We start from the raw sequence: 9824 nt of genomic DNA on the forward strand, positions 1-9824 counted from the left end.
GCGGTGGCGCTCCTATAGAAGTCATCAAACAGTACGTTCAGCAGCAGAGAACACCGCATTAGTCGGCTATCGCCGACGAGCTTACATCCCCGCACTCAAAGTACGGAGTTTTACGCTCAACCGATAATCCTCAGCTCCTGCTTATCGAGGGCTACCTGATTGTTAAGAGTCAGCCCATAAGGCAGAGAAATATCATAAAGCAGCAGTGTCTGGGCAGATAACTGAGGATCTTCCGGCAGTTGGGCCCAGGCTGGGTCATCGCCATGAAGACTGCTGTTGAGCCGCTTCATAATGTCTGTCAGCGACTGAACGTGATAAACACCAGAATCTTTTCGTGCCACCTCCACAAAGTTATCCAGTTTCGTAAGGAACTCAGGGTTCGTCACTTTCTGCCCTTGTGGCGCTTTAATGGTGTACTGAATACCGGCCACACCGGTCAGGTTGGCATAGGTGAAATCATTGGCCTGGCGAATGGAATAGGAATCATCAAAGTATTCAAACATCGTGTCGTCGACCACTCAGCAAGACGGGCCAGAGGCTGACTCAGCGGTACTTCTCTGACTGCTTTGGCTTTACCACCAGGGAGCACTTTCAACATGGCTGGCAGCAGGGTCAGGGAAATCAGCATGGCCGCAATGACGCCCATTGCAGTGATATTGCCAAGATCATTAAACGGTGGGGAATCACTGAAGTTCATCGACAGAAAGCCCACCGCTGTGGTGATACTGGTTAGAACAATAGGTAAACGATTCACGGTTAACGACTGAACGATGGCATCAGACTTTTCTTTTCCAGACAGCAAACCTTTTCGATAGCCCTGCAGGAAATGGATACAGTCTGCCACCGCCATGGTCAGGATGATCAAGGGTGCCGAAGCAGAAGGTGAAGTAATGGGAATGCCCAACCAACCAACCGGCCATGCCCAGTGCCACCATGATCGAAGAAATAATGGCGATGGCAACCAGTAATGAACTCCAGATGCTGCGCAGATAGAGTCCAGTACCAATAATAATCAGCAGTAACGCCAATGGCACAAGGCTGCCCATATCTCGCTGGGTTGCTTCACCAAACGCGTCGTTCTGCATGATCTGCCCAGTGAGATAAAAATCCAGCTCTGGATAGTCTGCTTTGAACTTTGCTATTTCTGCCTGCCAGAATCCAGCTACTTCTCTCACTTCTTCTGTTTGGCTGTCACCGGGAAGACGGATCAAAACATTGATAGCCGTCGCCTGCCCGTCTTTGGCAATGATCCGGTTTATCAGCTCCGGTTGCCTGAGGGCATACTCCTGTTTTTTGACCAGAGAGTCGTTGCTTTTCAGATCGGCAGACTCAACAAAGTCTTCCACCAGCAGATCATCACCTTCTGCCCGGGTGTATTGATAATTGGAGAGGGAATCAACTCGATAAGAGTGTGGCGTTTGCCAGCCTCTTTCGGTGATGCCTATAACAGCATTCAATACATCCGGCTGGAAAACACTGCTCTGTTTCGGCGCAACGACCACCAGCACACTGTCGTTATTACTGTACCTGGCCTCAATTTGCTCAAAGGCCGTCAGATCTGGATTCTCTTCACTGAAGAACACCTTGTAATCATTAACCAGAGCCAGCCGCCCCATACCTGCAATCGCTACTGCCAGCAAAAGTATCCACAACCCGATGGTCCACCAGGCATGTTTGACGGGCCAGTTATTCATATCATCAGTCCTTTGCTCAAAGTTCAAAACAGCGACCCACCCCTTTCTTGCGGATCACTGTTTTCATGGTTTAATGCTTTATGCTTGCTGCGTTGCCAATACCGACTGGCGATGACTTTCTATCTCAATCGCCTGCTCTTTCACTTTCGAAACGGCTCTTTCAATAGCGATATCCGGATCCATTCGCAAAGGGATATCGAAGTAATCGACAATTTTCATGATTCTTTCCTTCATATTCCCACCGGCTTCTATGTAGGGAATATCCAGCTCCCGCAACGTTTCCAGCAGCAGATCGCTGGACATTTTTCTGAACTCTTCGGAGACCGGCCTGTGGCCATCGGCGACCAGGGGAAATTCCACGGGGAGATGCACGAAATGGGTATAGGTTTTCTTCGCATGTCGTTTCACGACAGAACCAAATGCTTTCATATAACCATGATGAAGATTGACCACCGGTGACATGGCCAACCTCTTCAGCGCCAGCAACCACTTACCGTCGGCAGGATTGATTCCTGTTCTGAAGCGAGCCTCTCCGTACACCCATTCATGCAGACAGGAACCGTCAGAAAAAAACTGATCGCCAGCATTCACTTCATTCACGACACGCTCGGATAAACGACTAAGCCCCAGGTTCATCAATTCGTGTACATTGCACTGTTCCAAGGTTTTCCCTGGCACACATTCAGGCAATAGCTCCCGCATGGTACGAGCCTGGGTTCTGGGTACAGCGGTGGCAATGGCCAGCGCTTCGGTCAATGTGGTTTTTCCTGTGGAATAGGTTCCTGATATAGCAATCTTCATGCTGCTCCCTCCGTAGCTGATTCAGGCAATGAATGACAAAGCTTGGCGATCACCTTAAATTCCTGATGCCCTTCAATCCGACCCTCCAACCGGGTCAGCCGCTAGGTTTCCCCTTTCATTTCAATCAGGGAGCGCTGCCTGCAATGCAGTTTCAAGCGCTGCTTCATGCGGGGCATAATCGGATAGGGATTGTGAATAACAACACTGCGCATCCATAGATTGTTGGCTTGCTCACGTTGCAGGTTATCAATGCGGTAGATCATGAACTGCGCTAACTGGGCAAAGGTCGTGAGTATTTCAATGGCCATCAGGGAATTGGGGTAGTCCCCCATCACGCCTTCCAGCTTGCGATTATTTTCATCAAGAAAGGACAGGCAGCCTTCAATGATCTCCTGATTATCATCCAGAGTAATGCCGCCGATATGGCAACTGCGTTTTCGGTATGCTTCGGTAAAATATTCATCGATAACGGAAGGCTGGTCACTCTCTACAGAGCGGGCATGATCAATGACCAGTTTGATCTCCATACTGCCCAGGCGAACCCTGATGGTCGACAATTGCCCAAAAAGACCCTCTTCACTGTCATCGACTTTCAGCAACTCTGCCATGACAGGGACATAAGCAAGATCTTCTTCGGCCAGATTGCCCGCCTTGATGCTGATATCCCTGAGCCAGGCATTGCGACAGTCTTGTGCAGAAATTTTATGTGTGTATCTGAGCAGTTCTCCTGCCACCTGACCGGCTACCAGTACGGCATCCAGCGTACTCAGATGAGGGGCCAGATTCCTGGCTCGACTCTTCTTCGGCCAGTCCGTTTGATAGGTTACTTTGACCGAGCCCTGTGCAATGTTGCCGTCGTAGTCAACATTGCACTCATAATAGGTTCGCTTAAATCCTTCACCGAAATATCGGTTTCAGAAGCACCTAATGCATCATCGATATAATGGATCACAGCTTCTCCAGCTGACGGTTCCATTTGAGCGTCCATAGGCATCCCAGCTCCAACTCGTTTTTTGATACAGTGCGCTCGAATTCAGCTCAGATCTGGCCATAGTAAACCTGACTGGTGTAACAACGCATCTGCCCTTTCGGACAGGTGTTTTCATCAAAAAAACAGCGTATTTTAAACCTTAGCCCGGGCGCAGAAATAACCCGAAAGAAGTCCGGAAACTGCAGGGAGTGCACCCATGTCCAGAATTGCGACGTTTATTTTTTCCTGGTTTTTTATACATTCTGTATACGCTGTCGACGCTGCACAGCAGGGACTGGAAATCGCCACCGAAATGGTCAACAGGGACAGCGGTTATCAAAGTTATTCTGCCGATGCATTAATGACCATTCAGTCCGCCAATGGCGATACCGCCGAAAGAAAACTGATGGTGAAAGGAAAAGAGCAAAAGGACGATGGCGACCAGATCATTACCTACTTCCAGTCGCCCAGGGATATTTCCGGTACGGCACTATTAACTTACAGTCATGCCATTAAAGCCGATGATCAGTGGCTGTTCCTGCCCTCTATTAACCGGGTCAAAAGAATCTCTTCCAATAACCGTTCCGGACCTTTTATGGGCAGTGAGTTTGCTTATGAAGATATGGGTTCGTGGGAGTTGCAGAAGTATCGCTACGAGTTGCTGGGGGAAAAAACAGAAGATGGCAATACTTTCTGGTTATTGGCCTGTTATCCCCAATACAAAAAATCCGGTTATTCAAAACTGATTGCCTGGATTGATCAGACCATTTACCAGCCCAGAAAGATCGAATACTTCGATCGTAGAGGCGCCCCTCTAAAGGCCCTCAAATTGAGTGACTATCAACAGTACACCAACAAATACTGGCGAGCCCATACCGCCAAAATGAGTAATCTGCAAAGTAAACGAGGCACAACGCTGGCCTGGGATAACTATCAGCTGGGGATCTCAGTCTCCGACCGACAGTTCAAACCCAATCAGTTAAAATTTGCTTTCAAACAGCCATGAGCCAGGCATGCAGCTATCTCATATTATGCGACTACTTCCAAGCCTGATTGAGCTGCCTGTTCATAATAAACACTTAAAGGACATTACTCATGGCAGGGAATCGCCTCTGGAGTAAGACTCCGATTGCTATCGGAATCTCTTCACTTCTGTTGACTTATCTGGCTTATGGAGAGACCCAACTGGAAGGTTATGCCGGTCTCTCAGCCACAGCCTACTCAGAAAATCAGAGTTATCCGGATCAATACTGCAGGCATCTAAACACTGCCATAACTCTGGCTCCCAGGCTGCAATACTGGAATGACTCACCCTGGAGTGCCAACCTCTCCCTGTTCTATCAATGGGACACAGCCGCCAGTGTCCGCTATGGCGACGTGAATGAAGCCAATGCGACTTACAATGCCGACAGCTGGTCCGTCTTGCTGGGGATGGCAGAAGTTTATTGGGGCGTGACGGAAGTTTATCAGCCTAATAATATCGTCAATCAATACGATGGACGACGTGGGTTGGGTTTCGACGAAAAAATTGGACAGGCCATGGTGCATTATCAGTACTGGCCTGAGTGGGGAGAAATTCATGCCTTCCTCCTGCCTTGGCACAGAGCCCGTCCCTACCGGAAAACCGATCAGAGACTGTCCCTCCCTAAATCCGTCGATGACGATCCCTGAATACAGCGACCAAAAACAAGCGGTTGATCTTGCTGTCAGAATGGCCTGGAGTCTGGATGCCATCGATCTTGGCATTAATGCTTTCAAAGGCAACAGTCGTGAACCTCTGTTAATCGATAAAGGCTATGAGTTGAACAGCAATACGCCAATGTGACTCATCTGGGTATGGACGTGCAGTGGACACTGGAGGACTTGCTGTTGAAGCTTGATGGCGCAAAGCGCTGGGGGCAAGGTCGCGCTTATTATTCCCTGGCGACAGGCGTTGAGTATTCCATTTATGACTTCAACGGATCCGATGGCCAGATGGGTTTGATCGTGGAGTACACCCGGAACAACCGCTCTCGAACAGCACCGCCTACGATTTATAATAACGACCTGTTTCTCGGTGTCCGCTGGCAAAATAATGATGTGAATAGCACCGAAATGCTGGTTTCCAGCCTGATCGACCTTGAAAAGAATTCCCAGCTATACAAGTTGACCTGGTCAAGAAGACTGAACGACTATTTCAAACTGGATCTGGAAGGTGCCTGGCTGGGCGCCATGTCGAAAGAAGAGCCCATTGCCTACCTCGAAAAGGAAAGCTATCTGGAAGCCTCTTTAAAATACTTCTTTTGAATGCATAAAAAATCCCGGACAGATGGCCGGGATTTTTTACTACTCAAACAGACTGAATGTTACTGCTTTGGAGAATGACCCAGACCTTCATGGGTAGCATTCAAAATGTCACCGTTGTCTGCATCAATTTCCCAGGAGAAAGTACCGGCCAGACCGTTCTGACGAACATACTGCGCCTTCTCTTTAGCTGACTTGCCGTTCTCATAGGTGATCAACTCACCGGTACTTGGCTTCCAGACATAAGGGGCCTTAGCTTTTTCATCGTAACCGGCAGTCCAGCCATTCACGCCACTGCCATTGGCATCGCCGCCAAGCATTTCACTGACAACCCGGAAGTAATCCACGACACCGGCTTCCCAGTGACCATTGCCGCTGGTCATGGTGATGGCACCATTACCTGTACCCGTGAATGGGTTGTTTCCAGTGACACCGGATACACCTTTCCAGCCACGGCCATACATGGCCACACCCAGTACCAGTTTGTTAGCCGGAACTCCTGCAGCAATCAGGTTATTCACCGTTTCATCACCACTGAAACCATCATTGATCGCATTATCACCCGGATAGAGACCGGCCTGATGACCCAGCTGACCATTCCAGGCTCCGTAATAGTCATAAGTCATGGCAAAGATGTAATCCATGTACTGACTGGCCTGGTTGTAGTTCACTGCATTGATTTTGGCAGGTGCTGCACCTACAGCGCTGGTGATCTCATAAGTACGGCCGGTTTCTGCGCTGAGAGTATCGAAAGCCTCTCTCAGTTCCTGCATCAGGGCTACATAAGTGGCACCATCGGTATCTTTACCCAGCGAACCATTGGCACCGCCACCACCCGGGTATTCCCAGTCAATATCCACACCATCAAAGAAGGTGTAGGTTTTCAGGAATTCAACCACAGAATCTACGAAGATCTTACGGTTGGCGGTGTTATCCAGATAAAAGAAGGGATCCGACAGGGTCCAGCCACCTACGGAAGGCAAAATCTTCAGATCAGGATTCGCCAGCTTGATTCTGCGCAACTGGTTGAAGATGCCCCGATAGTCCTGGTTATACACGTCATTGGTGTAGTTTTTCTCCAGTGCGGCAAACTTGTCATGAACAGTGACTTCAAAGTCCTGCTTACCCTGACAGGATTGCTGTAGAGCGCTGTAACCATTGGCATTAGCTTTCTGAAGGCTGTCGTTTGGTCCACAGATCGGAACAAAACCATAGAGCAGGTGAGTCAGGTTGGAAGCCGGAATCTGGGCGGGCTGATAATCCCTGCCATAGATGCCCCACTCAACAAAGTAAGCACCCACTACCGATTTGGTTGAGTTGGTGTAAGGCTTATGCTTTCTCAGACCGGCAGAACTGTAGTCTGTTAACAGCGGCGTATCACCACTACCCACATTGCCACCACCTCCACCACCGGAGCTGTCACCGACATTAATGGTTTTCTTGTCACTGCCTGTTGAACCACTTCCATTAGTCAGTAACACCTGCAACTCGTAAGTGCCTTCAGAGAAGTTAACCGTACATTTGCCGTTTTGGGCACTGCTTCCATTCGCAGTCAAAGTCCCTTCACAGACTTCACTGCCATTGGATTCCAGGGTCCAGCTGGTTCCGTTGCCGCCCCACCACATGTCCCATTTAACTTCTACATTTCCCGCATCCTGGCTCGCATCCAGCCAGCCAATCACAGGCTTCGCTGGTGCCGATACTTCAGGGTCAGGTGTTGGATCTGGATCAGGTGTTGGGTCTGGATCAGGTGTTGGGTCTGGATCGGGTGTTGGGTCTGGATCAGGCGTTGGGTCTGGATCAGGCGTTGGATCGGGATCAGGTGTGGGTGTTGTCCCTCCCGTTACGGTTATATTTCTAACGTCACTTGTCGTGGAACCGGTATCATTTGAGAGAGTAACTTGGAGGTTATAGCTGCCTGCATCCGGAGAAATATTGCAGGAAGCCTTCTGAGCAGCTTTGCTGGGGTTGGCTACCAGAGTGCCCGAGCAAACTTGACTGTTGTTAGCGTTCAGAACCCATGCAGTGCCATTCTCTCCCCACCACATATCCCAATGGACTTTGATAGAGGAGCCTGAAGTATGCTCCGCAGGCATCCAGGCTATGGCGGGTTTACCCGGCGCTGCCAGGGCTAGAGATGCACTTCCTGATAACAGCAGACCTGTGAGAAGTCTGCCCGAATAGGACATTCTCATGATGTGTCGTACCTCGTTATTGTTGGTTTTATCTCACCCGATACCACACCGTCAGCCCTGACAGAACGGGTGTTTACTGAATACTTATACAGAAACTTTACGTTATCATGAAATCGCTTTCATTTTGCTAGTCGACTATGCCCCTATTTGTAAAATTGCGACACTGATCAATATCCAGACACTTCAAAAGAGAACTGTTTCTTAAAACAAAGACGTCATTCAGGATGAATCAATGCTCCCACCGTTTCATAAGTGGCTCATTTAAGGGAATACACGGATTCGAGATACAGCGGGGAGGGATAACCCAAGCCGATTCGGCTCACTTCAGCTATAAAGCTTGATCCGGAACAGGGCTCCGCCCAAACCGGAATCTTCAATAGTTAGCAGACTTTCATAACTGTCGATAATTTCCATGGCGATCGCCAGACCAATGCCCTGACCCGGTGTACGACTGTCTGCTCGTACACCTCTTTTAAGAATATCTTTTCTTCGATTCATAGGAACACCGGGACCATCATCTTCAATCACCACTTCCAGATAACGTTTACCCGTATTGTCGTCAGAAGAGGTGACAGAGACTCGGATGTTCTGAAGACAAAGCTTATAAGCATTCTCCAGAAGGTTACCCATAATCTCCATTAAGTCTTGCTCTTCCCCGGTAAACTCACAGCCTTTTTCAACATGAACATCCAATTGCACATCTTTGTGTTGATAGACTTTGTTCAAGATTCGGGTAATACGTTCAATGACCAGCTGAACGTCAATGTGATTTTTCACCAGGCCTTTCTGTCGGGTCACTGCGCGCTGTAACTGATAACTGATGATCTGGTTCATTCTCTGAACCTGTTCCTCAACAATAGTGTCCTTATCGGGAAGAGACGTGTCCCCGGCTTGCTTTTGCAAGTACTCACTCTGTTGAACGGTTTGCAATACCGCCAGAGGCGTTTTCAGGCTATGGGCCAGATCAGCCATGGTATCCCGGTAGCGTTCACGCTGACTGCGTTCATTATTCAGAAGCTGATTCAATGCTGCGGTTAATTTTGACAATTCTCTGGGAAACTCACCTTTCAAACGCTCACTGCTGCCTGCTTCAATTTCTTTGAGATTGCGGGTCAGTTGTCGGATCGGGTGCAAAGACCACTGCATACAAAGCCATACCATTAACAGCATGCCCAGACCGGTGAACAACAGCCAGAACATCAGGGACCGCCGGAACGAATTGAATACGTCAAAGTATTCAGTGGCAGGAGTCAGCGTGACAAAAGTCAAAGGTATGCCATCGAGTGAAACGTCGATGTCGTAAAAAAAGTATTTACCGGCAGGATCCGATGACAGATCAAATTCGGTGATCTCACCATCGTTATCCGGAACATAGTGAACGACTTCATCCAGTGTTGATCGGGAACGCCAGATAGGATTGCTGGCCACATCATAAACAATGCCCAGCACGGGTGATTCTACCTGGTTAAACTTTTCATCGGGGAGCTTGTCTGGCATCACCAGCTTGCCGTTTTCGATGCGGGCAGCCGTGAGCAGGACATTGGCATCAGCAGCCAGTTCTTTGCGAATAGCACCAAACTGGGCACTCTCGAATGAAGCCATGACCGAGAGCATTACCAGAATCAGTGTCACCAGCAGCATAATACCGGAGGCCAGCAAAACCCTGAGCCTCAAGGAGCTCTTGATATTGAAAAGGCTGATACGGCTCAGGGTGGCAAATCGTTTTTTCATGCGTTCATGGTTTTCTATGGGCTTCTAGGAGCCTGTCGGACTTAAGACTATTTCGGCCTGAATTCCAGAAAGAACGGCCCAATTATTCGATGAATTCGATTAAATAGGTCAACTATTCTCACGAATCCATCGAAGCTGTCTAGAACGCTC

The 9824-nt window shown here is 48.9% G+C and carries 10 protein-coding genes and 1 pseudogene; 4 read left to right on the forward strand and 7 right to left on the reverse strand.

What is annotated here, in order from left to right; translation table 11 throughout:
* Nucleotides 1–116 precede the first annotated feature (116 nt).
* From ACR2PX_RS11460 to ACR2PX_RS11480, 5 genes and pseudogenes are all read right to left on the reverse strand, one after another.
* Entirely contained in the window at nt 117–503 is a 387-nt protein-coding gene (locus ACR2PX_RS11460; protein WP_433999493.1) for a hypothetical protein, read from the reverse strand.
* A complete protein-coding gene (locus ACR2PX_RS11465) occupies nt 437–802 on the reverse strand; it encodes an MMPL family transporter (RefSeq protein ID WP_433999494.1) in 366 nt (121 codons plus the stop codon). Before ACR2PX_RS11465 ends, ACR2PX_RS11460 begins: the two co-directional genes overlap by 67 nt.
* A complete protein-coding gene (locus ACR2PX_RS11470) occupies nt 777–1694 on the reverse strand; it encodes an MMPL family transporter (RefSeq protein ID WP_433999495.1) in 918 nt (305 codons plus the stop codon). The genes ACR2PX_RS11465 and ACR2PX_RS11470 overlap by 26 nt, the downstream gene beginning before the upstream one ends.
* Before the next feature lie 78 nt (nt 1695–1772).
* Nucleotides 1773–2495, reverse strand: a complete 723-nt coding sequence (locus tag ACR2PX_RS11475; protein WP_433999496.1) for an ATP/GTP-binding protein — start codon at nt 2493–2495, stop codon at nt 1773–1775.
* A 101-nt stretch (nt 2496–2596) separates the two neighbouring features.
* A pseudogene (locus ACR2PX_RS11480) lies at nt 2597–3397 on the reverse strand (AvrD family protein); the annotation flags it as partial.
* A gap of 285 nt (nt 3398–3682) precedes the next feature.
* Here ACR2PX_RS11480 and ACR2PX_RS11485 point away from each other — a divergent pair.
* From ACR2PX_RS11485 to ACR2PX_RS11500, 4 genes are all read left to right on the forward strand, one after another.
* Nucleotides 3683–4471: an outer membrane lipoprotein-sorting protein gene (locus ACR2PX_RS11485; RefSeq protein ID WP_433999497.1), complete on the forward strand. Its 789-nt coding sequence runs from the start codon at nt 3683–3685 to the stop codon at nt 4469–4471.
* An 89-nt stretch (nt 4472–4560) separates the two neighbouring features.
* Entirely contained in the window at nt 4561–5136 is a 576-nt protein-coding gene (locus ACR2PX_RS11490; RefSeq protein ID WP_433999498.1) for a hypothetical protein, read from the forward strand.
* Nucleotides 5123–5290 carry a hypothetical protein gene (locus ACR2PX_RS11495; RefSeq protein WP_433999499.1) on the forward strand — a complete coding sequence of 56 codons (168 nt, stop codon included), beginning with the start codon at nt 5123–5125 and terminating at the stop codon, nt 5288–5290. Before ACR2PX_RS11490 ends, ACR2PX_RS11495 begins: the two co-directional genes overlap by 14 nt.
* Nucleotides 5287–5751, forward strand: coding sequence for a hypothetical protein (locus ACR2PX_RS11500; protein ID WP_433999500.1), 465 nt, complete (start codon nt 5287–5289; stop codon nt 5749–5751). The genes ACR2PX_RS11495 and ACR2PX_RS11500 overlap by 4 nt, the downstream gene beginning before the upstream one ends.
* A 59-nt stretch (nt 5752–5810) precedes the next feature.
* On the opposite strand, the gene ACR2PX_RS11505 is transcribed toward ACR2PX_RS11500, so the two are convergent.
* Together ACR2PX_RS11505 and ACR2PX_RS11510 are read right to left on the reverse strand one after the other, a co-directional pair.
* On the reverse strand, nt 5811–7943 hold the full coding sequence (locus ACR2PX_RS11505; RefSeq protein WP_433999501.1) for a glycosyl hydrolase family 18 protein: 2133 nt from the start codon (nt 7941–7943) through the stop codon (nt 5811–5813).
* A gap of 324 nt (nt 7944–8267) precedes the next feature.
* Nucleotides 8268–9674 (reverse strand): ATP-binding protein, encoded by a 1407-nt coding sequence (locus ACR2PX_RS11510; RefSeq protein WP_433999502.1) that lies wholly within the window; start codon nt 9672–9674, stop codon nt 8268–8270.
* Nucleotides 9675–9824 lie beyond the last annotated feature (150 nt).

It is taken from the genome of Endozoicomonas sp. (assembly GCF_051008435.1).
In the GTDB taxonomy this organism is placed as follows: Bacteria; Pseudomonadota; Gammaproteobacteria; order Pseudomonadales; family Endozoicomonadaceae; genus Endozoicomonas_A.